The organism is Parvibaculum lavamentivorans DS-1 (assembly GCF_000017565.1).
In the GTDB taxonomy this organism is placed as follows: domain Bacteria; phylum Pseudomonadota; class Alphaproteobacteria; order Parvibaculales; family Parvibaculaceae; genus Parvibaculum; species Parvibaculum lavamentivorans.
This window is the reverse complement of record NC_009719.1, coordinates 1,478,072-1,503,655: the sequence shown is the minus strand read 5'-3', so window position 1 is coordinate 1,503,655 and position 25,584 is coordinate 1,478,072. Positions and strand designations below refer to the sequence as shown.

The 25,584-nt window shown below is 62.3% G+C and carries 23 protein-coding genes and 1 tRNA gene; 4 read left to right on the top strand and 20 right to left on the bottom strand.

Going from position 1 to position 25,584, the window contains the following annotated elements; genetic code table 11:
- Positions 1-32 precede the first annotated feature (32 nt).
- The 12 genes from PLAV_RS06945 to PLAV_RS06890 form a co-directional block, all read right to left on the bottom strand.
- Positions 33-818 carry a glutamine amidotransferase gene (locus PLAV_RS06945; protein ID WP_012110264.1) on the bottom strand — a complete coding sequence of 262 codons (786 nt, stop codon included), beginning with the start codon at positions 816-818 and terminating at the stop codon, positions 33-35.
- Between the two features lie 8 nt (positions 819-826).
- Positions 827-1,612 carry an SDR family oxidoreductase gene (locus PLAV_RS06940; RefSeq protein ID WP_012110263.1) on the bottom strand — a complete coding sequence of 262 codons (786 nt, stop codon included), beginning with the start codon at positions 1,610-1,612 and terminating at the stop codon, positions 827-829.
- A gap of 37 nt (positions 1,613-1,649) precedes the next feature.
- The gene (locus tag PLAV_RS06935) at positions 1,650-2,843 is read right to left on the bottom strand and encodes an acyl-CoA dehydrogenase family protein (RefSeq protein WP_012110262.1); all 1,194 of its coding nucleotides are present in this window, start codon (positions 2,841-2,843) and stop codon (positions 1,650-1,652) included.
- A gap of 14 nt (positions 2,844-2,857) precedes the next feature.
- On the bottom strand, positions 2,858-4,045 hold the full coding sequence (locus PLAV_RS06930) for an acyl-CoA dehydrogenase family protein (protein ID WP_012110261.1): 1,188 nt from the start codon (positions 4,043-4,045) through the stop codon (positions 2,858-2,860).
- Between the two features lie 5 nt (positions 4,046-4,050).
- On the bottom strand, positions 4,051-4,854 hold the full coding sequence (locus PLAV_RS06925) for an enoyl-CoA hydratase/isomerase family protein (protein WP_012110260.1): 804 nt from the start codon (positions 4,852-4,854) through the stop codon (positions 4,051-4,053).
- A 181-nt stretch (positions 4,855-5,035) separates the two neighbouring features.
- Entirely contained in the window at positions 5,036-6,115 is a 1,080-nt protein-coding gene (locus tag PLAV_RS06920; protein ID WP_012110259.1) for a WD40/YVTN/BNR-like repeat-containing protein, read from the bottom strand.
- A gap of 273 nt (positions 6,116-6,388) precedes the next feature.
- Complete coding sequence (locus PLAV_RS06915; RefSeq protein WP_012110258.1) at positions 6,389-7,744, bottom strand: DUF1329 domain-containing protein; 1,356 nt, start codon at positions 7,742-7,744, stop codon at positions 6,389-6,391.
- Positions 7,745-8,336: 592 nt separating this feature from the next.
- The gene (locus PLAV_RS06910; protein WP_041535889.1) at positions 8,337-8,624 is read right to left on the bottom strand and encodes a GIY-YIG nuclease family protein; all 288 of its coding nucleotides are present in this window, start codon (positions 8,622-8,624) and stop codon (positions 8,337-8,339) included.
- Between the two features lie 163 nt (positions 8,625-8,787).
- A complete protein-coding gene (locus PLAV_RS06905; RefSeq protein ID WP_083762517.1) occupies positions 8,788-10,887 on the bottom strand; it encodes a DUF1302 domain-containing protein in 2,100 nt (699 codons plus the stop codon).
- Between the two features lie 203 nt (positions 10,888-11,090).
- Positions 11,091-11,546 carry a copper chaperone PCu(A)C gene (locus tag PLAV_RS06900; RefSeq protein ID WP_012110255.1) on the bottom strand — a complete coding sequence of 152 codons (456 nt, stop codon included), beginning with the start codon at positions 11,544-11,546 and terminating at the stop codon, positions 11,091-11,093.
- A 110-nt stretch (positions 11,547-11,656) separates the two neighbouring features.
- Positions 11,657-13,369, bottom strand: coding sequence for an ATP-binding protein (locus PLAV_RS06895; protein ID WP_012110254.1), 1,713 nt, complete (start codon positions 13,367-13,369; stop codon positions 11,657-11,659).
- Positions 13,366-14,232 (bottom strand): sensor histidine kinase, encoded by an 867-nt coding sequence (locus PLAV_RS06890; RefSeq protein WP_012110253.1) that lies wholly within the window; start codon positions 14,230-14,232, stop codon positions 13,366-13,368. Before PLAV_RS06890 ends, PLAV_RS06895 begins: the two co-directional genes overlap by 4 nt.
- Positions 14,233-14,486: 254 nt before the next feature.
- Between PLAV_RS06890 and PLAV_RS06885 the strand changes: the two genes are divergently transcribed.
- On the top strand, positions 14,487-15,170 hold the full coding sequence (locus PLAV_RS06885; RefSeq protein ID WP_012110252.1) for a CoA transferase: 684 nt from the start codon (positions 14,487-14,489) through the stop codon (positions 15,168-15,170).
- A 6-nt stretch (positions 15,171-15,176) separates the two neighbouring features.
- Here PLAV_RS06885 and PLAV_RS06880 read toward each other — a convergent pair whose 3' ends face one another.
- Positions 15,177-15,518, bottom strand: coding sequence for a P-II family nitrogen regulator (locus PLAV_RS06880; RefSeq protein WP_012110251.1), 342 nt, complete (start codon positions 15,516-15,518; stop codon positions 15,177-15,179).
- Positions 15,519-15,870: 352 nt separating this feature from the next.
- Here PLAV_RS06880 and PLAV_RS19305 point away from each other — a divergent pair, with 352 nt between their 5' ends.
- Positions 15,871-16,047, top strand: a complete 177-nt coding sequence (locus PLAV_RS19305; protein ID WP_012110250.1) for a DUF4278 domain-containing protein — start codon at positions 15,871-15,873, stop codon at positions 16,045-16,047.
- A gap of 124 nt (positions 16,048-16,171) precedes the next feature.
- Here PLAV_RS19305 and PLAV_RS06875 read toward each other — a convergent pair whose 3' ends face one another.
- From PLAV_RS06875 to hemC, 7 genes are all read right to left on the bottom strand, one after another.
- Complete coding sequence (locus PLAV_RS06875) at positions 16,172-17,599, bottom strand: homospermidine synthase (RefSeq protein ID WP_012110249.1); 1,428 nt, start codon at positions 17,597-17,599, stop codon at positions 16,172-16,174.
- A 104-nt stretch (positions 17,600-17,703) separates the two neighbouring features.
- Positions 17,704-17,779 (bottom strand) — tRNA-Thr (locus PLAV_RS06870).
- A gap of 98 nt (positions 17,780-17,877) precedes the next feature.
- The gene (locus PLAV_RS06865; RefSeq protein WP_012110247.1) at positions 17,878-18,897 is read right to left on the bottom strand and encodes an alpha/beta fold hydrolase; all 1,020 of its coding nucleotides are present in this window, start codon (positions 18,895-18,897) and stop codon (positions 17,878-17,880) included.
- Entirely contained in the window at positions 18,891-20,429 is a 1,539-nt protein-coding gene (locus tag PLAV_RS06860) for a heme biosynthesis protein HemY (RefSeq protein ID WP_012110246.1), read from the bottom strand. The genes PLAV_RS06865 and PLAV_RS06860 overlap by 7 nt, the downstream gene beginning before the upstream one ends.
- Positions 20,430-20,436: 7 nt before the next feature.
- Positions 20,437-21,732: a COG4223 family protein gene (locus PLAV_RS06855; RefSeq protein WP_012110245.1), complete on the bottom strand. Its 1,296-nt coding sequence runs from the start codon at positions 21,730-21,732 to the stop codon at positions 20,437-20,439.
- Positions 21,733-21,818: 86 nt separating this feature from the next.
- On the bottom strand, positions 21,819-22,532 hold the full coding sequence (locus PLAV_RS06850; RefSeq protein WP_012110244.1) for a uroporphyrinogen-III synthase: 714 nt from the start codon (positions 22,530-22,532) through the stop codon (positions 21,819-21,821).
- A 5-nt stretch (positions 22,533-22,537) separates the two neighbouring features.
- Positions 22,538-23,464: a hydroxymethylbilane synthase gene (gene hemC / locus PLAV_RS06845; RefSeq protein ID WP_012110243.1), complete on the bottom strand. Its 927-nt coding sequence runs from the start codon at positions 23,462-23,464 to the stop codon at positions 22,538-22,540.
- 118 nt (positions 23,465-23,582) lie between these two features.
- Here hemC and tsaD point away from each other — a divergent pair, with 118 nt between their 5' ends.
- On the top strand, positions 23,583-24,674 hold the full coding sequence (gene tsaD, locus PLAV_RS06840; RefSeq protein ID WP_012110242.1) for a tRNA (adenosine(37)-N6)-threonylcarbamoyltransferase complex transferase subunit TsaD: 1,092 nt from the start codon (positions 23,583-23,585) through the stop codon (positions 24,672-24,674).
- A 7-nt stretch (positions 24,675-24,681) separates the two neighbouring features.
- Positions 24,682-25,584 carry an alpha/beta hydrolase gene (locus PLAV_RS06835; protein ID WP_041535887.1) on the top strand — a complete coding sequence of 301 codons (903 nt, stop codon included), beginning with the start codon at positions 24,682-24,684 and terminating at the stop codon, positions 25,582-25,584.

The window sequence follows — 25,584 nt, the reverse complement described above, 5'->3', positions numbered from 1 at the left end:
CAAAATCCCCCCGAAACTACCGGTCCGGCGCCTCAGGCTTTCGCAGCCTCCGACGCTTGCTCAGGCGGCAGCCAATGATCGATGAAGCGCGACAGCCACTGGCGGAGCGTTCCGTCATGCTGGTAGCGGGCCATGCGGTGCATATGGTCCGGCTGGGCGCCCGGCAGGTCGAGCCGCTCCCGGGCATAGGTGAGCCAGGCATTCATCATCAGCGAGGTGAGCTCGGGGTGAAACTGGATGCCATAGGCCTTGTCGCCGTAGCGCATGGCCTGGACCGGGAAATCATCGCCCTCCGCGAGCTGGACCGCGCCTGACGGCAGGTCAAAGCCCTCGCGGTGCCACTGATAGACATATTGCGGGTCTTCAAAGAGGTGTCCGCCTTCCGCCGTCGGTCGGATCGGATAATAGCCGACCTCGACCCGGGCATCCTCGCGGCCATAGACGCGGGCGCCGAGATGGCGGGCCATGAGCTGCGCCCCGAGACAGATGCCGAGATAAGGCTTCCCTTCCTTCAGGGGGACGCCGATCCACTCCGTTTCGGCCTTGATGAAGGGGAGGTCGTCATTGGCGCTCATCGGCCCGCCAAAGATCACCGCCGCGTCGTGACCGGCCATGGTGGCGGGGAGAGGGTCTCCCAGCGACGGGCGGCGAATATCGAGCTCGCAGCCCCGGCGGCGAAGCTCCTGCGCCACCCTTCCGGGATTGGATCGCTCCTGATGGAGCACGATGAGAACGCGGCGGGTCATGGCTGCTGACCAATCTGGGGCCTGCCCGGTTCCCGCGCAAGGGCCGGGGCGGCGGAAAGGCCAGCCTGCCATGAAAGCCCTTACATGGCGCTAATGCCGCCGTCGATCTTGATCTCGGAACCGGTGATGAATTTCGATTCGTCGGATGCCAGATAAAGGACGCAATAGGCCACGTCATCCGGATCGCCGACGACGCCGAGCGGCACCTGCTTGGCGAGCTTGCGGACGAGTTCCTCCTTCGACATGCCACGCGCCATGCCGTCAAGGATGGGGGTATCGATGAAGGTCGGATGGATCGAGTTCGAGCGGATGCGGTAGCCGCGCTTGGCGCAATGAAGGGCGACGGATTTCGACAGCAGCCAGACGCCCGCCTTGGCGGCGTTGTAGGCGGCCATGTTGTGGCCGGCGATCAAGCCCGCAATCGAGGACGTGTTGATGATCGAGCCGGGCGCATGCGGCACCATGTAGGGGATTGCATATTTGCAGCCGAGAAAAACGGAATCGACATCGACCGCCTGGACCTTCTTGAAGGTCTCGAAATCGGTGTCCTCGACCGTCGTGCCGCCGCCGATGCCGGCATTGTTGAAGAGGACATTGATGCCGCCCATCGCCTTGTTCGCTTCGGCAAGCGCATCCTTCCAGTGGTCTTCGCGTGTGACATCGAGACCGGCGGCGAAGGCCATGCCCGGATAATTCGCATTGATTTCATCGGCGACGGCTTGCGCGCCTTTTTCGTTGATGTCGGCGAGCGTCACCTTGGCGCCTTCGCGCGCGAGCATGATAGCGGAAGCCTTGCCGAGGCCCTGCGCGCCGCCCGTGACGAACGCCATCTTGCCTTCTACGCGGCCTTTTCTTTCCTTGGTCATCCCAGTCCCTCGTTTTGCAGTGTGAAATATCGCGGCGTCAGAGCATCGCCGTATTGGTCGGCACGCCGAGCAGCAGGCGGCCTGTGAGTTCGTAGGTCGCGTCCGATACCATCATGTGCTGTGTGGCGACATGCACATCGCGGAACTGCCGCTGCAGCGGCGAGCCGCGATAGACCGAGCTGCCGCCGGCGAGCGTGTACATGAGATCGACCGCGCGGGCAGCGGACTGGACAGCATGGGTCGTCGCAAGCCGGATGTCGCGGCGGTGGGCGACGGTGATTTCGCCCTCCTTCACGGCGGCATCCCATGCGGCATCGATCGCTTCCATCAGGAAAGCACGGGCCGAGCGCGTCAGCGCCTCCGCCTGCGACACATCGAGCTGCGCCTTGGCACGGAGAGCCAGCGGTTTCGATGAACCTTGCGGCGTCTTGCCACCCGCAAGATCGACCAGCGTATCTATCGAACCGCGCGCGAGACCGAGCGAGACGGCAGCGATGCCGATGCCGAGCAGACCGAATGTGGGAAAGCAGTAAAGCGGGCGTGGCAGCGGCTTGTCGCTGATGAGGCTGACGGCGCGAGCGGCGGGAACGAAGAGATCCTTCACCTCGAAATCTGTGCTGCCCGTGCCGCAGAGACCCGATACGTCCCAAGTGTCGTGAAGCGTGACATCCGCCGCATCGAACATCATCATGCGGTTTTGCGGTATGCCTTCCGCCGCCATCTCGGGCTTGCCGTCGTCGCCGAGGATCATGGCGCCGCCGGAGATGTAGGAAGCGTTGCGCGAGCCGGAGCCCCATTGCCAGCGGCCGTTGACGCGGTATCCCTCGACACCCTTCTCCACCGCACGTACGGCCTTGCCGCGCGGCGCGAAGACGCCCGCCGTAATCGTCAATGGATCGCCAAAGACGCGTTGCGCCTCTTCCGGCTGGAGAAAACCCGCGACAAGCCCCGACGTCGCGCCGATGAAAACGCACCACGCAGCCGAACCATCGGCGCGGGCGAGCCTCTCTACGACCTTCACGAGATCGCCCGGATGCGCCTCATGGCCGCCATAGGCTTCCGGCACGCAGAGGCGATAAAGCCCCGCTTCCGCGAAACGCTGTGCAATATCCTGCGGCAGGAAACGGTTCTTCTCGATTTCGGCGGCCCGAGCTGCGATTTCTTCCGCGAAGCCCTCTGCCGCCGCGACGAGATCCTTGTCCGGCTTGCGTCCGGTTGTCACGACACTCATTTCCGGTTCTCCCGTTACTGTCCGAGCTTCAGCCTGTTCGCGATATTGTTTTTCTGCATGTTGGACGAGCCTCCGACGATGGGGAGGCTCACCGCATCACGCACATAGCGTTCCATGTCCATCTGGTCGGAGAGGCCATAGGCGCCGGTGACACGCATGCACATCTGCGTGACTTCCGCCGCACCTTCGCAGCAGAAGAGCTTGGCCATCGATGTCTCGACGGAACAGGGACGGCCGCGATCGGCCAGCCAGGCGGCGCTGTAGAGCATGAGACGCATGGCGCGGACGTGCGTCTGCGCCTCCGCAAGCGTGTGACGGATCGCCTGATGACCGGCGATGGCGCGGCCGAACTGCGTACGCTCCTCGGCGTATCGCCACGCATCCGCGAGCGCGGCCTCGGAAAGACCGAGCGCACAGGCGGAAAGTTCAAGTTTCTCGACTTCAAGCGCACGGCCCGCAAGCTGGCTCCAGCCCTTGTTCCACATCGCTTGGCCGCCGAGAATATTGCTCACGGGCACGCGCACATCGTCGAAACTCACATCCTTCGTTTCCACGCCGCGAATGCCGAGATGGCCGAGCGGCGTGATGGAGATGCCGGGAAGCGTCGGCGGGACGAGAACGATGCTGAGATTCTTGTATTTGTCTTCCTTCGGGCCGGTCCGCAGCAGACAGAAGATGTAGTCGGCGATATGAGCGCCGGTGCACCAGCGCTTTGTGCCGTTGATGACGAGTTCGTCGCCCTCGCGCCGCGCGGTCGTTTCGACGGTGGCGAGATCGCCGCCGACATTCGGCTCGGAAAGGCCATAGGCGAAGAGGAGATTGCCGGAAGCGACTTTCGGCAATAATTCCTGCTTCTGTTCTTCCGACACGCTCTCGCCAAGGTTCATTCCCGCATAGCAGACCGCCATGATGTAGGGGCAGGCGACGGCGACGGAGCGTTTCGCGATTTCCTCGATGACCGCCATGGTCGCGTAAATATCGACGCCGGCACCGCCATAGCGCTCGTCGACGGTGAGGCCCATCATGCCCATAGCGCCGAGCTTTTTCATCACATCGGCCGGATAGATATTGCCGCGATCCCACTCCCGCGCCTTCTCGCGCGGCATTTCCGCTTCGGCGAAACGCCGTGTTGCGTCGCGCAACATCCGGACATGTTCCGGTTCATCGAAATTGAGCGGTGCGTCCTCCATGATCGCGTCCATTTGCGTCATCGCCCCGTGAAAGCGGGTGCGCGTTTTTCAAGGAAAGCATTGACCGCTTCCTTGTGGTCCTCGGTCGTGAAGGTGAGCATCTCATAGCCGATCGACGTATCGAGGATCGTATGCGCGAGCTGCTTCAGGCCGACATTGACGGAGACCTTGCTGTATTTGATCGCCTGAATGGCGCCACCCGCGAGCTTCGCCGCGAAGGCATCGACGCGCGCATCGAGCTCGTCATCGGGCACGACATGATTGATAAGACCGATGCGCTCGGCTTCCCTGGCTGGCACCGCATCGCCTGTCATCAGATATTCCTTGGCGCGCGCATAGCCGACAAGCTGCGGCCAGATGATGGCGCCGCCATCGCCCGCGACAATGCCTGCACGGACATGGGGATCGGCGAAGCGGGCGCTTTCGCCAGCGAAAATAACGTCGCACATGAGCGCGATGGTAGCACCGAGGCCGACAGCCGGCCCGCGAACCTTCGCAATAATGGGTTTCTCGAGGTCAAGCAGCGAGAAGACGATGCGCTTTGCTTCCGCCGCATCCGGACCCTTCTCGCCCGCCTCAAAGCTTCGCTTCATCCAGTTGAGGTCGCCACCGGCAGAGAAGGCCGCACCCTCGCCCGTGAGCACGATGATGTCGGAGTCCTTGTCGTCAGCTGCATCCAGGAAGATGCTGGAGAGCTCCCGATGCATATCGCCGTCGACGGCATTCATCAGTTTCGGGTTGCTGAGGGCGAGCGTCAACACGCGTCCCTGGCGGCTCGCTTTAATGCGCGCGTAGCGGCCGAAATCGATGGCTTCTCCCATTATCCCTCGTCTCCCTCATGCAGGCTTGTGAACACGCCTTTGAGGTGATTGTGACCCGGGCGAGGGAGAATGAAAAGCATGGCGTGAGCGATGCGCATGAACGAAAAGGGAGGGATGAAAAGAGAAAGCCCCGGCCGATGGCCAGGGCTTTCCTGTCTAACTTGACGTCTGTGGTTGAAGATCAGCTGTCGCTGTCCACCTGCACGGTGATTTTCGCACCGACGGCTTCGCGGGCTTTCTCCATATCATCCGGCATCAGCTTCGCACCGGGCTCGCCGAAAACGACGATCTGCCCTTCGGGACCATCGGCAACCGCCGCATAACCAAGACGATCGGCCCGCGTCACTTCCACGAAGGACTGGCCATTATTGTCGCTGTAGCCGACATAGCCCTGCAAACCGGCGAGAACAACCTTGCCGCTGCCGAGCTGCACGCCGCCGGCAATCGACTTGTCCGTGCCGGTATCGACCTTCTGCCATGTCTGGCCCTTGTCGTTCGAGCGGAACGCGTTGCCGCGCATGCCGAAGACCATCACCGAGCCATCATTCATTCCGAAGCCGCCCCAGAACGAACCTTCATATTGTGTCTGGATGCGGTTGAACGTGCGGCCCTGATCGGTCGAGTGATAGACGACGCCGAACTCGGCGGCGATGAAGAGGTCGCCATCCTTGTCCGCGAACAGCTTGTTCAAATGATAGTCGTCGAGCAGGCCTTCACCGAGTGTCCGCTCTTCCCATGTCTCGCCGCCATCATTCGTTTCGACGATGAAAGAGAAGGCGCCGAGCGCGAAGCCACGATTCTCGTCTTCGAAATAGACGGCCATGAAGGCCATTTCGGATTCGGTGTCGTTGTAAACCAGGTCCCAGTTTTCGCCACCATCCGTCGTGCGAATAACGGTAGCGTCGTGGCCGACGGCAAAGCCCAGCTTTTCGTTGATGAAGGTGACGCCGGTAAGCGTCGCCTGGGTGGGGACTTTTTCGGCCTGGTGCCACGTCGCTCCGCGATCTTCGGAGAGGACGACATGTCCGAACTCACCGACCGCGACAAGGCGCTCGCCGGCATAGGTTGCGTCGAGCAGCAGCGATTCCGCCGCGAGCGACGAAGGTACCGCGTACTCGGTCTCGGATGCGGCGGCATCTTCCTGCGCGGCGGCCGGCATCAGGCCGGCGGTGCCGAAAGCCAGCGCCACAGCGCAGGCTATGAACGCCGCACGCAGGCGCGGCGTCCCACTCGAGACAATCTTGGAAAAAGACGATGACATTACCTGGGCTCCTGAACTCGGACGTTTCCCGGTCGCCGCAGCCAAGCCTGTACCCGTGGATGTTGGATCATCCGGTACCGCGAGGGCGGCGAGCCTCCTGTTTTTGATATTTTCTTATAGCGACTTTTCGCTCTTATACCGCATTTTTTGCGGCCCGTCTTGAACTCTCGGCATGCCCCTGGGGGGCCGCCAACGGCAGGGTTAAGATGCGCCGGACAGCAGAAGGCCGGGTCCCGGTTTCCCGAGGCCCGGCCCATGCCGTTTTGTAGATTTTTAGCGGACGCCGAGCTGACGGATCGAGTTCGGCGTGTAGCGGTTCTTGTCCAGCTCGTCGGCGAAGTAGTTCACCGGCGGCTCTTCGTTCTGCAGCGCGAGCGCCAGATAGCGGCCTGCCTGCAGATCGTAGACGATTTCGCCCGCGGAACCGCAGAGCGGCACGTTGTAGCGCTGGATCTGGTGCATTTCCTGAACGCGCCAGAGCTGGCCACGGCCGTCATAGAGTTCCACACTGGACATCTGCCAGGCATCTTCCTCGTTGTGATAGACGCGACGCGAGTAGACGTGACGGGTATTGGGACGGAGCGTCGCTTCGAATTCCCAGACGCGGCGGGCTTCGTAGCGCACCTTGTCCTGGTTCAGGTGAAGCGGCTGCAGGTAGTCCTTGTAGGACGAGGCTTCGCCGTCATAGGCGTTGGCCGAGACGAGGCGCGTGTTCTTGCCGAGCACGGTCCAGTCATAGCGGTCAGGCGCGCCATTGTAGCCGTCGAAGGCGTCCGACGTGGACAGACCGTCCGAGTTCGTGCCGGGATTGTCGTAAGCGATATTCGGCGCACGACGGACGCGACGCGTACCGGGGCTGTACTGCCAGGCCTGGCGCGCCTGCACTTGGGCGTTCAGGGCCTCGTACACCAGGATCACGTTACCCGCGGCGCGAGCCGGGGCAATGGTGTTGGCGATGTAGTAGAGCGAGATGTTGTTCAGATCTTCGGCGCGCGAGGCGGAGGGATCCGACCACTGCAGGATGGCTTCGTCCTGCACGATCTGCAGTGTGTAGTCGCCGCCGCGCGTCACAGGCGCCGCCGCGAACTGACGCACGACCTTGAAGGCGCGATAGCGCAGCGTGTGGTTCCAGATCATCTCGAGCGCGTTGTTCGGGATCGGGAACGGCGTGCCGAAAATGGCTTCGCTGACACCGGCACCGCCGCCGACGAGTTCGCCGACGCGCGCGTTGTTCTTCGTGGCTTCGTAGTACTTGTCCGGGAACGCGCAGGTGCGGCGCGTCTCGTAGACGTTCATCTTGTACGAAGGATAGGCCTTGAGCAGCGCCGCATAGCCCGGCGTGATCAGGTTTTCGTACTGGCCCATGTTCTGGCCGGTAACGGTGTATTTGATCGCGTCGCTGGCGAACGGATTGGCCAGCTTGTCGCCCGGCTTGTAGCTGACACCGCTCGGCACGGTGGCAAGGCCGCCGGTCCATGCAGGAATGTCCCCCTCGCCGCCTTTTTCCGACCCCATCGGAGTCAGATCCTGGCCCAGACGATTTACCTGGGCGTCCGGAACCTTGGCGAGCGCGCCGGTTGCGAAGACGCTGATCGCAAGGGCGGACACCAATAAGGTTGTCCTTTTCATATACGTTCCCTCCACTGGATTTCTTATAGGGCTTTCGATGTCAGCATTTCGCGGTTGTAGCTTTGTCGCTGTGCACCGAGGCCGGTTTCCCCGCCTTACTCGAACGGGATGATAGCAAATCGCCCAAGGGGCGCAAATCGCGGCTTGTGTGATTGTGTGTCTTCCGGGTCGCTTTTCAGCCCGTTTTGGCGGCGTTTTCGCCCTGGTTTCATTAAATATTTTTAATGTGGATCGCGGCGGCCGCGGCGGCGGTGCGGCGGCAGGTAATCCGTCTACGGATGATTCAGTCCGCCGGCGCCGGCGTGGGTGCCGTCTGCCGCGGTGCAACATGGCAGGGTGCGCCGCTCTCCCGCCTTCGTCATTGCCGAGCTTGACGTTTGCCCGCCACCCCGCCCCACGCTCGTCTTTGCCGGACTTGATCCGGCACTTGTTGCGCTCTCGTTTGCCCGGACCTGAACCAAAATTCGGTGTCATCCCGGGAGTGTTGCATCAGCTTTGCCGCCCTTCACCACACTCGTCCCCCCGGTCTTTCCCTCAGTCTTGATCCCACCCACAAGTGTCATCCCGGCACTTGTTGCCGGGACCCACTCGCCTATCGGTTCAGTTTGCCGGTGAGATCGTCCCATTCGGGATTGTCGCGCTCGATCTGGCGAACCTTCCAGACGCGCGGCCACTCCTTCATCGTCTTCTCGCGCTGGATCGCATATCGGATGTCGTCGAAGGCTTCCATATAGACCAGCCGATGAACGCGGTACTTCTTTGTGAACTTCGAGCCGATGCCCTCGCGATGCTCGAAGACGCGGCGCGCGATGTCGTTGGTGACGCCAATGTAAAGTGTCCCGTGCTTGCGGCTGGCGAGGATGTAAACGAAATAGCTCACTGGTCCGCCGAGAGGTGGATTGGGTCCCGGCAACAAGTGCCGGGATGACACCGTATATTGGTTTCAGGCTCGGACAAACGAAACCTCAACACCGCCCCGCGCAAAGAAAAAGCCCGGCGATCGAAACCGCCGGGCTCTGTTTTTTACTCACACGATCCGAAGATCAGAACGCGTAGGAGACCGTCGCCGTCACGAAGTCCTTGTCGGAAGCGAAGTTCCTGAACTCGTTACCAAAACTGTTGGTGTACTGGATATTGGCACGCCAAGTATTCTGTAGGTTGGCGTTGAGCCCGATGCTGATCGTCTTCTTGCCTTCGACGAAACCGGGGCCGACCGGACCGGCCGACACGCCATTCACATCATGTGCCCACTGAATGGAGGGCGTGAGCGTCCAGGCCGTTCCGAAAGCATTGTTGTAATCCGCGGTGGCCGCGAGGCGGTAACCCCAGGAACTGGACGTCGCGTAAGCCAGTTTGCAATCCGGAACCGCGGGGTCGAACGCGGCCGCGCCGCAAGCCGCATCGCCGAGGATCAACGCGGTGGCCAGATCGGGGTGCGTATTCGCCGACCGCGGAGCGGCCAGCCTGTTGGTGCTGTCCGAGAGATCGGGAAGATACTGGAAGCCGACATTCGCGTTCAGGATCATCAAGTCCGAACCGATCAGGGACGGAAGGGCCGCCGACGGGTTGAGCGTGCTGATTGTCGCCAGCTGACCCGTTATGACGTCGAACTCGTCATAGCCCCGGATCGCGTCGCCCGGCGCATAGGCGAATCCGGCGTTCTGGCTTCCCTGGCTGAGACAGCCGGCCGGCGATCCCGCGAATTCACAGGCACCGATGGCATCCAGTTCGGCGGAATTGATTTCCACATCGCTGAGTGAAAACGGCATGTCGGGCGTAAACGCCACTTCGCCGGAAAAGGCCGACCCGCCGAAAAGCGGAATCGAGGTATTGAAGCTGGCACCGAAGGTTTGAACGTCTTCGGGATACTGCATCAGGTAATTCTTTGTCATCGCCGTGGCGCCCACGCCCGCCTCCAGGGCCGTCGTCCCGTCGGGAGCAATTACAGTTCCCGCGCAACCCAAAAGGGTCGCTGCCCCGAAGGCACCGCAAAAGGACGCTATGTCAGGAGCCGGTGCGCCGAGAATGCTTGCCGTCGCGGCGCCGAAATCGCCAAGCGAAAACGTGCCGATCGGCACAACCAGGCTCTGCTGCGTGAAATACAGACCGAGATCGGTGCCCGCTCCGAGGTTTTCGGCGTAATGCTTGATCGCCACGCCGAAGGTGCCCGTATCGTCGCCCTCCTCGGACGCACGACGGGGAATCTGGACTTGACCCGGATATTCGTCGCCGAGCATGACGTATGCACCGCCCTCGCAGGCGGAGTCGGAGGTGCTGAAGAAGGTGCCGCAGGCGTCCAGTTCCGTTTTCTGCCACCCGAACTGCCAGAAAGCTTCGACCGTTACGCTGCCCGGCAGCCCGATGGACGCGAACACGGAAGGCGTAGGCATCAGCGCCTCCTTCAGTTCCGAACCGGGCGTGCGAATGGCCGTCACGTCGATCGGCAGAAAGGAATTGATACCACCCTGAATGAAGAGGCTTTCACCCCAGTTCACAACCTGCTTGCCGACACGGACATTCAAGGGCATGCCCGAAACGTCGAAATTCCCGTATACGAAAGCATCGAGAAGGTCGAAGCTTCTTCCGCCGAAATCCCGCGCCTGGTCGCCGCGCGCCGGGTCGGTGATGGGACGGCTGCCGAACCGGTTGTTCCTTGTACCGAGTTCTTCATTCACCCAGTAATCGTAGAACGCCTTGGTGCGGACGAATGCGCCGTAATTCCTCCACTGGAGATCGAAGTCGGTCGTGATCTTGACGCTTGTGGTGTACGGATCCCACTGATCGGTATTGACGTTGCCGTCATCGTCATTGATGCCCATTCCGGCGCCGTTTCCGGCAGAACAGCCTCCGTTCGGCTTCGCAACGTGGGTACAATCCTGTTTGGAGGTCCGGAACCCGGCGCCGACCGAAACCAGATTGTCGATCTGGAGATTGGCTTCCCCGAACTTGAATTCGACGGCATGAGCCGCGCCGGCGGCAAACAGCATCGCTGCGCCAGCCACACTGCCCAAAAACAATTTTTGAACGGTTCTTATTTTCACGGAGCGATCCTCCTCGATCCTCGATGGCTTCACTAACTTGCGGCCTGATCGGGAGGTAAGTCGGATAGCGGTTTTTGGACTGTCCCCCCGGTCAGTCAGCATCCCTCAACGGCTAGCGGACATTTATTGCCGGTTTGAGTCAAGACCGGTGGACGGCGTTGCCGCGCATGTAGGCAACATTGCCCGGCGCTATGGCATTTATGACACAGCGGTAATGTATATCAGCCCAGCCGCGTTAATTTGTTGCGGCGCAAACTGATTATATGCACTGCAGCAAATCAACACGAATCACATTGGCGGAAAAATCAATGCGCGCCGTGACCGGCCGCCTGAACGGGGGCCGTGACATGAACTTCACCGGCCTTCTCGAAGGTAAGCGTCATCGAAACCGACATTCCTTCGCGAAGCGGCTCTTTCAGCCGGATCAGCATGATGTGGAGCCCGCCGGGTGCGAATTTCACCGTCTCGCCCGCCTTCACCGGCAGCTCGGAAAGCTTGCGCATCTTCATCACCATGCCGTCCATCGTCATGGTGTGCATTTCCACTGTTTCGGCGGCATCGGAGCGCACGGCGACAAGTATATCATCTTCATTGCCGGAATTTTCGATAGTGAAATAAGCGGCGCCGCTCGCGGTGACACTCGCCCTCGCCCAAGGATCGCTGACCCGGATGCCGCCGGGAACCTCATCCGCATGGAGGGCCGCAAGAAACGGGGTTTGCAGCACGAGGGCCAGAAGGAAGAGACGAATGACGGCGAACATGGCTTTGACCCTTCACGGCTTGGAAATAATGGCTGCCGGATCCTATCGCGAACCGCCGGTGAGCGCAGCCCGTTCCGCCCCCGATTGGCGGGACATTCCGCCGCGGCGGCTCAGCCCCGCTCGCGCCCCGCATGGCGCCAGCGCGAAACGATCGCCTCGAGGCCCGCGCGGTCGAGGTTCGGCCGGCTCCATGAATGCGAGAAGCCGCTGTTGAGGTTGCGCGGGATACCCTTATCCGCGATATCCGCGAAACGGATCCGCATGGGCATGCCCACCCCCTGCCCCAGAACGATTGCCTCCCGGTCGCCAAGCAGGGGCAGGAAATCCAGAAGATCGAGAGCACCATCATGCGTATTCGCGCGCATCACCTGCTGATCGCGCTCCGTCGATAGCCGCATGGCGATCACGGTGCTGCACTGGGAGAGGATCGTTGTATCGAGTTCCGAAGGGCGCTGCGTGACGAGCGCGAGGGAGAGCCCGTATTTGCGCCCCTCCTTGGCAATGCGCGAAAGCGCGTGGCGTGTCGGCTCGAAACCTTCCCCGGCAGCCGCTGGCGCGTAGCGATGCGCCTCCTCGCAAACGAGAAGCATCGGCAATCCGCCCTTGCTCCAGACCGCAAGGTCAAAGGCAAGACGCGAGATGACGGAAATCACGACGTCGAGAATTTCCGGCGGTACAGTCGAAAGGTCGATGACGGTAATCGGACGGCCATCATTCGGCACACGGAACAAACGGCCGAGAATGTCGGCCATCGTATCCTGTACGGTCAGGCTGCCGAACATGAAGCTGTAGCGCTGGTCGCTCGCGAGCGTTTCGATGCGGCTCTTCAGGCGGCGATAGGGCAGCGTCTTCTGCGTCCGCTCAAGCTTGCCGAGCTGCTCATCGATAAAGGCAAGAACGTCGGACAAGCGGAACGGCGTCGGCGCATCCACCGTCACACCACTCCCATCGCCGGGGCGGCGCGCAAGCTGCCGGTTGCTCGACGCATCGGAATAACGGCGCTTCGCGGCGACGACGGCATCACTAAGAATTTCGACCTCTGCCTCATGATAGGCATCGCCGCTTGTGAGCGCCGCCGACAGCTCCTGAAAATTGAGAAGCCAGAACGGCAGATGAAGATTGCCGGGGTTTATCAACTCCGCGCGCGCACCGAAGGCTGTGGGATATTCATTATGCACGTCGAGCACGACGATATGGGCGTGATTGTGATCATCGAGCACACGCTGCAGGATCGCCGTCAACGCACAGGATTTACCGCAGCCGGTGGTGCCGACAACGATGAAATGCTTCGCCAGAAGATCGTCGATGATAAAGCGCGCGGGCACCGCCGCATCCTGAAATAGCGTACCAACCTCGATCGTCGCCACGTTCGGCTGCGTATAGACGCGCGTCAGGTCATGCCTGTCCGCGAGAAGCACCGGATCGCCAAGCGTCGGCAGATGCGCCACGCCACGGCGGAACGTCAGGCGGTCATCGCGCGGATCGGAAACGACTTCGCCGGCGAGATTGATTTCGATCAGGCGCAGATCCTCGATCCCGTTGCCGCTGGTTGGCGCGGGAGAACTGACGGCAGACACCAGCCCCACGACAGTCGACGCCGCAGTCGGCACCTTGACGAGCTGGCCGATCTCGACGCGCGTTTGCTGAGTTCCCGCAGCCGTCGTCTCGTGTTCGAGTACCGCGATAGCCTGCGATCCGGACACCGACACAATATGCGCGATCCGCTTCGGAGGCGCCGCCGGAAGGCCGCGGCGCTCTATGAAGGGCGGTGCTTCGGGCTCGACGGCGGAAGAGTGCGCCGGGGTGGGAACGGGTTTGGTCATAGGCCCTGATCCTGAACATGCTGCGGCCGCGCCGGCGCGGCTGGGGGCAAGGTGAAGAACACGGTCGTGCCCTTGCCTGGTTCACTGAAAATCTGAAATTCGCCTCCATGAAGGGTCGTAAGCGCCGCCGCTATCGGCAGTCCGAGGCCGGTGCCTTCATGGCCGCGCGCGTAGCTTGCCTGCACCTGACCGAACGGGGTCAGCGCATGAGAAATTTGCTCTTTCGTCATGCCGATACCGGTATCCGCGACCGCGATGGTGACACCACCATCCGGCGTCTGCGTGGCAACCAGCACGATGCGTCCGCCTTCACCGGTAAACTTGTGCGCGTTGGACAGGAGGTTGATGAGCACCTGCTTGATCCGGCGCGCATCGACCGGCACCTCCGGCAGCGACGGGTCGGCCTTGATCTCGAGCACCTGCTTCTTCTCTCGGATGCGAGGTTCGATCAGCACAATGCAGGCATCCACAAGTTCGCGCACGTCATAAGGCTCGGTAGCGAGCGAAAACGTGCCGCTCTCGATTTTCGCAATATCGAGAATGTCGGAGATGATATTGAGGAGGTGGCGGCCGGCGCCTGCAATATGCGTCGCATATTCGCCGGTCTTTTCAGAAGGTTTGCCGCTTGCCGCAATGTGCTGGATGAATTCCGAAAAACCGATAATGGCGTTGAGCGGCGTCCGCAGCTCGTGGCTCATATTCGCAAGGAATTCGGATTTGGTCCGGCTTGCCATGTCGGCTTCGATCTTGGCCGAGCGCAAGGCAACCTCCGACCTCTGGCGAGACATGAGTTCGCCGAGGTTGGTCGAGTAGCCTGCCAGAAGAGATTTCCGGCGGCCCCTGCTGGCTTTGTGACCGAACATGAGAGTGGCATCGCCCGCTAATAGTGTCTTGCGGGAGCATAGGCCGCCGTTCGTTGCGACCGGGTAAACGGCTCGTTAGGGAAACCAGGGGTTTTCCCCGGGGGGAAGCGCGGTGAGTGTTTCAACGTGAGACATTCTTGGGCCCCATGAAGACGGTCGACTTCAGCCTGCAGGCACCTCATGCTTCCCATCGCGAAATCAAAGGCCCGCAAAGACGGGACAAGGGGAGGAAATCATGGAGAAGGGGATATTCGATGACCTGCTGGTCATCGATTGCGCGAGCTTCATTGCCGGGCCTCTACCGGCGCGAGAAAACCGGCAAGGGCGGCGTGGTATCGACTTCGCTTCTCGCCAACGGGCTTTGGTCGAACAGTGTCTGGATGCAGGCGGTTCTTTGCGATGCGGATTTTTCCGTGAGGCTGCGGCGCGGTCAGCGCGGCGCATTGACGGAGCTCTACAAATGCCGCGACGGACGCTGGTTCATGCTTGCCTTGCTGAACTACGCGCGCGAATGGCCGCTGCTCGCGCACTGTATCGGCCGTTCCGAATGGCTGGACGATCCGCGATTCGCAACGCCGGAGGCGCGCAAGGCGAATGGGGCGGAGCTTGTAAAATTGCTGGAAGATATATTCGTCACCGCCGACTGGCAGCATTGGCGAGAATGCTTCGTGAGCGCCGGCATTACCTTCGGTCCGATCGCACAGCCAAGCGATCATCTCGAATGCAGCCAGGTGGCAGCCAACGGACTATTGCCCGAAATTGCCGGCACCAATGGCCTGCGCACAGTCGGCAGCCCCATCTCCATCAAGGGTGAGAAGAAAACCGCGCCGCGCCCGGCGCCGGGCATCGGCGAGCACACACGCAGCATCCTGGCGAGCTGCGGTTTCAGCGAAGAGGAAATCCGCGGCATGATCGCAAGCGGCGCCGCCGCGGGGTAGAACCTGTCAGCCGAGCGCGGTCTCGTTCGTCTCACCGGTGCGGATGCGGATGACCTGCTCCAGCGGCTGCACGAATATCTTGCCGTCGCCGATCTTGCCGGTATTGGCCACCCGCTCGATCTCGCGGACCGCCTTTTCGGCAAGCGCGGCACTCACGGCGACGTCGATACGGACTTTCGGCACTTCGGCGACATTGTATTCGGCGCCCCGATAAATCTCCGTCTGGCCCCGCTGCCGGCCGAAGCCCGAAACCTGCGTAACGGTGATGCCCTCAATGCCGAGCGCGATCAATGCATCGCGCAGCTCCTCGTATTTATGGGGCCGGATAATCGCGGTGATCATGCGCATCGGAAAACTCTTTTCATATTCGAGGCCGTGAAGGACGAGGCGCCGGATGGCTTCCGAACGGGAGGGCAGATCCGCCTGCTCCCGGCGCCAACGATCCACCACATTGTTGAACTCGACCGATGCGACGAGTTGGATTCGCTGATCAAGTTTTTCCATATTCAACCTCGCACACACGACACTCGCCGACGGTCAAGGGCGGCAATTATGCCGAAAAACGCCGGAAAGCTTGAGAATTAGCCCTTTGTAACAGTCAGCTCTTCGCCTGTCCGAAAAATGTTAAGTTACTTATATTGACAAACTCACACATATTACTCATATTGCCTTCAAGACATCAGCGACACAGGAGGCATCCATGACCGATCTCAGCTACAGGGGCGTGGCCCATCACGGCGAAAAGAATGCGGCGAAGAGCCAGGACACCACTCTCAATTACCGCGGCACGCGCTACAACTCCGCGCTTTCCCTCAAGGAAAAGCCGCGCGCCAGCCGCGCAGACTTGCGCTACCGGGGCATTCCGCAGCACGGCTGACGGAAAACTGCCGCTCCTGTCACCGTCTGAGGGTTGCCTTCCCCAAACGAGAACTCAGCGCGCAGGTCCCGGTAAGCAAGAAGGCCGCCCCTTTGTATGAGGGGGCGGCCTTTTCCTTTGAACGTCAGATCACCCGGAAATTCTTGAACTGCCAGGGGTCTTCTTCATCGACATCCTCACTGAACAGCAGGCCGCGATCGAGCAGCGGTGTCCAGTCGCTATAGACGCCCGTCATCGTCCCGAGATAGGGCCGCGCAATTTCCAGAACCCGCTCGAAATCCATTTCTTCCGGTTCCGTCACCCAGCGATCCGGATTCTCGATCGCCCAGATCATGCCTGAGAGCACGGCGACCGTGACCTGAAGGCTCGTCGCATTGTTATGCGGCGCAAGGCGCCGTGCCTCTTCGATTGTGAGTTGCGAACCGTACCAATAAGCGCCCTTGGCATGACCCATCAGCAGAACGCCAAGCTCGTCCATTCCCTCGCTGATTTCATCCATCATTAGCCGCTTTGTTTTCTGTATCTGCCAGTTCTTTCCGGCAAGTTCGTGCAGAGAAAGGACCGCAGCATTGCAGGGATGATAGGCGTAGTGAACGGTGGGCCGGCATTTCACGGCCTCCCCCTCCCTCACCGTCAGATAGTCGGCAAGCGAAATCGATTCGTTATGCGTGATAAGCCAGCCATGATAGGGCCCTTCATTCGGCGTCCAGCTGCGCACGCGCGTGGAAGCGCCGGGACGGGCGAGAAAAATCGCACAGCGCGAGCCGGCGCTGTGCCCATGCCCATCCGCCGGAAAATGCCGTTCATGCGTGCCCCAGCCAAGCTCCGCCGGCTGGCTGCCTTCGCCGACAAACCCATCGACCGACCATGTATTGACGAACTCTCCCGCCGCTTTCGGTATCGGCGAAACCTGCGTATCCCGTTCGGCGATATGAATGACCTTGATGCCGAGACGCAGGGACAGTTGTGCCCATTCCTCGCGGCTTTCAGGCTTTCCCGCCTCGACGCCGGTGTCCTTCGCGATATTGAGCAAGGCCTGCTTCACGAAATGCGAGACAAGACCGGGATTGGCGCCATGTGTGAAAATGGCGGTCGGCCCATCGCTGTATTTGTCCCGAAGCGCCAGTGCGGTTTCGCGAAGCGCGTAATTGGACCGCTGTGAAGGCGAGCGGGAGGGGTCGGTATATTGTCCGCTCCAGGGTTCGATGCAGGTGTCGAGATAAAGCGCACCCTTCGACCGGCAGAACTCCGCCAGCGCAACACTCGACACATCGACCGAGAGATTGATGAGGAAGTCGCCTTCCGAAATCAGCGGATCCAGGGTCGAGAGATAATTTCCCTTGCGGAGCGGCGAAACCGTGAACCGGACACCATACTCTTCCGCCTCGGCACGCCCCGTCTCATCCGCCGTCACGATCGAAATCTGACCGGGCTTCACATCGATATGACGCAACAGAAGCGGCAGGACGCCCTGGCCGATGCTGCCGAAACCGACCATGACGATACGGCCGCCGAAGCTCGTATATTTAAGGTCGAAAGACGCGTCGCTCATCGGTCATGGCCTCGTTGTCGGAAAAGCAGGCGCGCAGGATGGCCCCGTGGACCGGCACAAATCTAGGGCGATATGTCGGAAATGCGAAGGCAGTGCGGGAAAAATGGTGCCGCTTGGGTGACTCGAACACCCGACCCCCTCATTACGAATGAGGTGCTCTACCAACTGAGCTAAAGCGGCGCCGGACCGAGGTAAAACCCGGTCTGCAAGGGCCCTCAGATACCCCGCCCCGCCGCCTTTGGCAACAGGGAGAAAGGAAGGACCGGCGAAACTGTCTTCTATTCCTCCGCCATGACCCCGGCCGCCGCCATTCCGCCGGCGGACGGGGAGGTTTCGGCAAGCGCCCGGCCAAGGAAATCCCGAACCACGGCGGCGCTTTCCTCCGGTACTTCCTCCATTGGCACATGACCGACATTCTCGAAGATCGCGAGCTCCGCCTGCGGTATGCGCGCCTTGAATTCATGCGCGGCGGAGACGGGAATGAGACCATCCTTGTCGCCCCAAAGGACAAGTGTCGGCATTTCGATCCCGCCGAGGCGGGCTGCGAAGGCCTCCTCGTCCCGCCCCGCATAACTGGCGAACCGAATGCGCGTCGCGTCGCGATTGCCTTCATGCAGCGACAGGTCGAAATAGCGCGCCACCATCTCGTCCGTCACCTTTGACTGATCGACGAAGACCTTGCGCACGCCTTCTTCCACCAGCGAGCGTGGCAGCACATATCGCATGACATTGCTGATGACCGGCATGCGCGCAATGCGGAAGGCGAGCGGCACCTCGTCATCGTTGCGCGGCACGGGAACACCCGCCGCGTCGACCAGAATGAGCGCCGAGACCTGGGCGGGATGTTCGAGCGCGTAAAGCGCGGCCACGCCGCCACCCATCGAATTGCCCGCGATCGCAAAACGATCGATCCCGAGTATCTCCGTCAGCTCATGGACGCTCTGCGTCATTCCCTCGCGGGAATAATCGTCCCCGGGGATGCGGCCGGTCAGGCCATGCCCGGGCAGATCCATGCTGACGATACGATAGGTGTCGCCGAGTGAGGCGACCCAGGGCTCCCATGTATGCAGCGATGCATTCGAACCATGAACGAGCAGGAGCGCCGGCCCTTCACGATTGCCTTCGTCGCGAACATGCATGCTGCCGCCGCCGGGAAGCGTGACGAATTGCGACGCGCCTGTCGCATATTTGCCAGCCAGCTCCTCGCGCGAGATATCGAACCGCAGGACCGAAATGACGATCACCGCCAGCGCCAACACGACAAGCGTGAGCGTGCCCGCAAAAAGCCGCTTTACCATTTCCGTTCCCCCTCATGGGCATCATCGGCCAATTCATCAGGACCGGGATCGTCCGGCAGCGGCGGCTGAAAGGCAAGCACCTCACCCGCAGCGGTTGATTTATGCTCTTCGCGCGCGGCTATCGACCGCTCGGCGCTTTGCACTGGAGCGGGCTCAGGCGTGGACTTTGCGGGGGCGGGTTCGACGGCGGCCGTTTCCCGGCCAAGCATGGGCAGGGGCGCGGACCATTCCAGTGCGTCGAACTCGCCCGTGACCGGATTGACCGGCGACCAGCGCGGCGAACGATAGCCGGTGCCGGTCCATTGCGGATCTGCCGGCGCGTGAAGCGCGCGGGTCAGCCAGCTCCGCGATGCTCCGCGGTCGCCAAACTCGCCTTCCTCGATCTCCGCCATAAGCTCGCATATGCACTGCGTCGGCACTTCTTTCGCCTCCGCGCCCGTATAGGGCACCAGCGCCTCACGCGCCGCCGCCCAGTCACGGGCACCGATGGCCCCCCGCGCAACAAGTATCCTGCTTTCGATATGGTCGACATTGCGCGACGCAAGCACGCGGGCGCGCGTGGCGCGGTCATAACCGCTTTCGCCTTCGATCATGTCGAGCCAGACATCGGCAAGGTCGGGATGAGGCGCATCGCTCCAGGCATCCTCGATGAGTTTCATACCCTTTCGCGCCCGGCCGGTCTCACCGCACAGCCGCGCGGCAAGAGCGACCGCCGGCGGAAATTTCGGCTCGAGCGATACAGCCTCAAGCGAAAGCTTTGTCGCTTTCTCCAGTGCCGAAGTCCGGCCCTCGCCCACTTGCCCATATGCAGCCTCGGCAGCCGTCATCGCCCGCGCGGTCAGCAGCACCGCACGACGGCGGCGAGCTTCGTCGCGCGGGATAAGTTTTGCCGAGACGACGCGGTCGAGCGTCTCCAGCGCCGCATCCCAGTCTTCCTCGGCTGCTTCGATTTCGAACACCGCCTGGGCAGCCCATGGCGTCTGCGGCCTCAGATTGAAGGCGCGGCGCGCATGAGCAAGCGCCCCGTCGCGGTCGCCTGCGCGACGGGCCTGAATGAAGAGCCCGCGCAGACCGAGAAATTCCGTTTCCGGCGCGGCGAGCATTTGTTCGAAATAGGCCGTCGCCGCCGCCTCATTGCCTTCAAGCTGCGCCGCTTGTGCGGCGAGCAGCAATGTCAGCGGCGGTGCGTCCAACAGCTTGTGCGCCTGCGCCGCATAACGCTTTGCATCTGCCGCATCGCCGGCGGCAACCGCCACCATGCCGCGTGAGAGCGCAAGAAAACCCTTCTGTTGCCGGCGCTTTTCGAGATAGGCGGAAACGCTCGCCGGTGTCTCGATGAAGCTGACGATGATCCGGTAGGCAAGCAGCACCAGGAAAGCGGCCAGCGCCATCACGCCGACCCCCACCACGAAGCTGGTGCGGATCTCATAGCCGCGCCAATGCATGATGAGGTCGCCGGGATTGTCGGCGAGCCAGATCGCGATGCCGCTCAACACCGCAACGATGAGGAATATGTACAACGCGCGCAACATACCGGCTTCAGCCTTTCGTCTGGGCGAGTTGTCCTGCGACACGTGCGCTGAGATCGCGCACAAGCGCGTCGGCCTGCAACCGGGCCTCGGCATCGGCGATCCATGGCGCGGCGGCTTCGGCGGCAGCTCCCTGCAGCTGCTTTGCTTCGGCAACGGCGCCTGCAAGATCGTTCACCTTGAGACGCTCTTCCATTCGCGCAACGACCGCTTCCGTCGTGTCGCCCGATATCTCGCCCGTCCGGCGGACCGTCACGAGCGATTTCGCGTTGGAGACAAAGCGCGACCAGACACCGTCCTCGCCCGCGCGCCGTTCGGCTTCGAAAATATTTTGCGAGAGAGATGAAAAACGCGCCTCAAGCGCGGCCCGCGTGGGAACGCCCTCCGCCGCCGCCGGCGCCAGCTCCTGCAGCGCCGGTTCTTCCGGGAGAAAAGCCGCGACCGCGTTCAACTCGGCAAGAAAGGGCCCGGGCGTTTCGGCGGCACGTGCGAGATTGGCGAGCGCCAGGCCAAGCGCGGCGCGCGCGGCGGCGTCCGGATCGTCTTTCTTTTCTTCGAGCGCGACGACACGCGTCTCCATTTCCTCGATCTTCGGCGCCAGCGAAGCAAGACGGAGGTCGAGCGCCCTCACCAGCGCGTCGAGACTGCCGATCTGCTCCGCGATGCCGGCGGGCGGCAGCGCGGCCGACATCTCGTCAAGACGCTCCTGCATGCTGCGCGCCGTCGTTCGTGTGTCGTTGAGGGCATTCTTCAATTGCTGCGTTTCGGCGGCGAGGGCTTCCAGCCGTTCCGTGATCGCGGCGGCGCTTTCGGGTGTCTCCGCGGCGGCAGCCGCCCCCTGCTCAACCTTGTCGAGCCGGCCGGTCAGTTCGTCGAGCCGTTCCGTCAGCGAGGAGACGCTGTCTCCGGTACCGCTCTCCAGCGTCTCGAGGCGCGCATCGAAATCGCTTCGCACGACGCCGTCCTGATCGTTCGACAAGATGCCGCTCGCCCAAACGCCCGCAAGCACCACGAGCGCACCGCCAAGCCCTGCTGCGCCAGCCACCAGAATCCCGGCTGCCGCGGACGGCCCGGGCGCATCCGTTCCTTGCGGCATCTCTCCGGCACCGGGGTTCGGGGCTTGCTCCTCGCGGACCTCCTCGGCGGTCGCGTCGATGGTGCGGGGCTCCTTGCGGCGCCTGCCCTTGCGTTCGCTTTTCTCGGCTTCGGGCTTCAGATATTCGCCTTCTGTACCGGTTTCGGCGCCGCTCTGCGCTGTATCTCCGCCTGTCGGCTTGCCAGCATCCTTGTCGTTCGCATCACTCATCGGGAGGCCTTTTCGGGGGTATTCGGCTTCGGAGGGTCACTATAGAGGCTTGAACGCTCAGGGTCAGGGCGAAGTTCAGCGATAAATCAGGCGGAAATGAGCGCAAGCAATGCCGGCTGCTCGGGCCTGGCCGCAATCTTCACACCGCCAAAGGGCAGTTCCCGCAATTCATCGGCGACCGCTCGCGAGAGACAATAGGCCGTGACGCCCGTGAGACAGTCCTTCAGACCCGCCGCCATCACCAGCGACGTGAAAGCCCGTGCCGTTCGGGGAGAATAGAAAAGAACGCCCTCGAGCGTGTGGTCTTCCAGCGCGCGCCGCGCCGTCTCCGGCAACTGTTGCGCCAGCTCCGCCTCGTAAAACACCGCCCGTTCGACCGTGAAACCATGGGCGCCAAGCGCCGAACCCAGATCGCCCGCGACCACGCTGCCCGCGATGTGGAGAAGCGGTCCGGCCTCCGGCTTCAGCTCCGCCACCGCGAGAGCGGCCAGCGCCTCGACATCTCCTCCAGCGGCCTTAACCGAGACAAACCCTTCCCGCCGGAGCGCCGCGGCACTTGAGGGGCCGACAGCCAGGACCGGCAGGCTTTTGAGCTCTCGTGCGATTTCCCGGCGGCCAAGCGCGCGGGCGCCATTTGCCGATGTGACAAGAAGCGCCTGCCAGTCTCCCGCCGGCAGGGTTGCATCGTCGAAAAAGCGGATCGTGAGAAGAGGCGCTTGCACCGCTTCATGGCCGAGCGCCGCCAGAGTTTCGGCAAGCGCTTCGCTGTCGGCTTCCGGTCTGGTGACGAGAAGCTTCACTTGCGTCAGACCGTGTCGAAGAAATGGGGGCCCGCCCTGCCCTTGAGCTCCTCACCCGCATCCTGGCCGAGCAAAACCGCGTCCGCGGCCAGGCCTTCTCGCTCGGTCTCATGGATTTCGGCACCATCCGGCGTCAGGATCATGGTGCGCAGACGCATATGATCGCCGGAGATCTCGGCAAGGGCGGCAATCGGCGTGCGGCAGGAACCATCGAGCACAGCGAGGAAAGCACGCTCCGCCGCGACGCGAAGCCCGGTCTCTGTGTGGTGCAGCTTTTCAAGCAGGTGGGCCGCCTCGTCGTCGGCGGCGCGGCGCTCAATGCCGATAGCGCCCTGGGCAACGGCGGGGAGCAGCTCTTCCGGCGAGAGGGGCGCCGTGACGCATTCAAGCAGGTCCATGCGTGTGAGGCCGGCCATGGCAAGAAGCGTCGCATCGGCAACGCCGTCGGCAAGCTTCTTCAGCCGCGTATCCACATTGCCGCGAAAAGGAACCACGGTGACATCCGGCCGCCGCGCACGCACCTGGGCCGCGCGCCGGAGCGAAGAGGTGCCGACGACCGCCCCTTGCGGAAGGCTCATCAGCGAGTTGGCCTTGGACGACAGGAATGCATCGCGCGGATCGGCCCGTTCCAGCAGGCAATCGATCACCAAACCTTCCGGCAACAGCGTCGGCATGTCCTTCATCGAATGGACCGCGACATCGATCCTTGCATCCGCGAGCTGCTCCTCGATCTCCTCCGTAAAGAGGCCCTTGCCGCCGATCTCCGAGAGCGCCCGGTCCTGGACCCGATCGCCCGCCGTCGAAATCACGACGATCTCCGTCACTTCCTCCACAGGAGCGTGAAGAGCAAGCGCAATCCGGCGGGCGACTTCGTTCGCCTGGATGAGCGCCAATCTGGAGCCTCTTGTGCCGATGCGGTAGCGCCGTTGCATGCGGGGTCTCTAAGGTTGTATGCCAGCAGGGAAATTTGGCGAATCCGGTAACCGTCCCGCCAAGGCTTCTTATAGCCCGTTGGCCGCCTCTGACGAGAGGGGCTCCCGGCTTTTTTGAGTGTTTCGCGTGAACCGACCCCTTACGATTCTCGGGATAGAGACAAGCTGCGACGAGACGGCAGCGGCCGTGGTGCGCCGTCCGGCCGATGGCGGGACCGGCGAAATACTCTCCAATATCGTCTTTTCGCAGATCGAGGCGCATGCGCCTTTCGGCGGTGTTGTGCCGGAAATCGCGGCCCGCGCCCATGTCGAGCATTTGGATGGGTTGATTTCCCGCGCCCTCAAGGAGGCCCGTCTCGATTGGGACGACCTCGACGGGATTGCCGCCACGGCGGGGCCCGGCCTTATCGGCGGCGTGATCGTCGGGCTGATGACGGCGAAGGGCATCGCCGCCGCGCGGGGCCTGCCGCTGATCGCGGTCAATCATCTTGAAGGTCACGCCCTGACGGCGCGGATGACGGATGCGCTGCCTTTTCCCTATCTGCTGCTGCTCGTTTCCGGCGGCCACAGCCAACTTCTCGTGGTGGAAGGCGTTGGCCGCTACCGCCGTCTCGGCACAACGATTGACGATGCGGTGGGCGAAGCCTTCGACAAGGTCGCGAAACTGCTCGGGCTTGGCTATCCCGGAGGACCGGCGCTGGAGCGGGCGGCGCTTGAGGGCGATGCTTCCCGCTTCGCCCTGCCTCGGCCTCTCATCAACCGGCCGGGCTGCGACTTTTCCTTTTCCGGCTTGAAGACCGCCGTAAGGCAGCTCGCGGAAGGCCTGGGCAGACCGGACGACAAGGACAAGGCGGACATTGCGGCATCGTTTCAATGCGCGGTCGCGGACGTACTTGCGAGCCGCACCGAAAATGCGATGGCGGTAGCGAACGAGATGATCCGCCCTGGCCATCGCCGCCTCGTAGTGGCCGGCGGCGTTGCCGCGAACATGATGCTGCGGGAGCGGCTGACAGTCTCGGCTCACGCGTTCGGCTATGAATTTGTTGTACCGCCCCTGAAACTCTGCACGGATAATGGCGCGATGATTGCCTGGGCGGGCGCCGAAAGGCTGGCGCTCGGGCTGACCGATCCGATCGGCACGGGGCCCCGGGCCCGCTGGCCGCTCGATGCCGACGCGACGCCCGCTCGCGGAGCCGGCGTGAAAGCCTGAAAGGAACATGATGAGCCTGCAGCTATTCCTTCTCAATCCGTTGATCCGCTGGCAGGTGAAGCGCCGCTTCCGCAAGAACCCGGACGTTCAATTGCTGCGGCCCATCATGGAGCAGATGGAACCGCGCATGGCGAAATTGCCGGCGGACATCGCGCTAGAGGAGCTCAATCTGGGCGGCGTGCCAGCCGAGAGGCTTTCAGCGCCCGGCAGCCGCGACGATGCGGCATTTCTCTATATTCATGGCGGAGGCTTCGTTGCCGGCTCCCCGCGCACGCATCGCCCGCTCACCCGGCGGCTGGCAACGGATATCGGCGTGCCGGTCTATGCGGTTGATTACCGGCTTGCGCCGGAACATTGCTTCCCGGCCGGCCTTGACGATTGCGTGGCCGCATATCGCGCGCTTCTGGAACGGGGCATTGCCGCCAGATCCATCCTGGCGGGCGGGGATTCCGCGGGCGGAAACCTGACACTGGCGCTGGCGCTGCGTCTCAAAGCCGAGGGTCTGCCGCTTCCTGCCGCGCTGATCTGCCTCTCGCCAGCCACCGACATGACCGGAAGCGGCGCTTCCCGCCACAGCAATGCCGAAGCGGACGCGATGTTTGTGCCTGAGATGATGGACAGCCTGATGCCGGTTTACTGCCCAGGAGTCGAGGAGAGGGATCCATACGTCTCCCCGCTTTTCGGCGATCTCGCCGGTTTCCCGCCGACCCTTTTCCAGGTCGGCGACCGCGAAATGCTGCGGGACGATTCGGTGCGGATGGCGGATGCGATCAAGGCGGCGGGCGGCGAAGCCACGCTCGAAATCTGGCCGAAAGTCTGGCATGTCTGGCAGCTCAATGCCGACATGCTGCCGGAAGCGCGGGAAGCGATCACGCATATCGTGCGCTTCGCCCGCCAGCATCTCGATTGA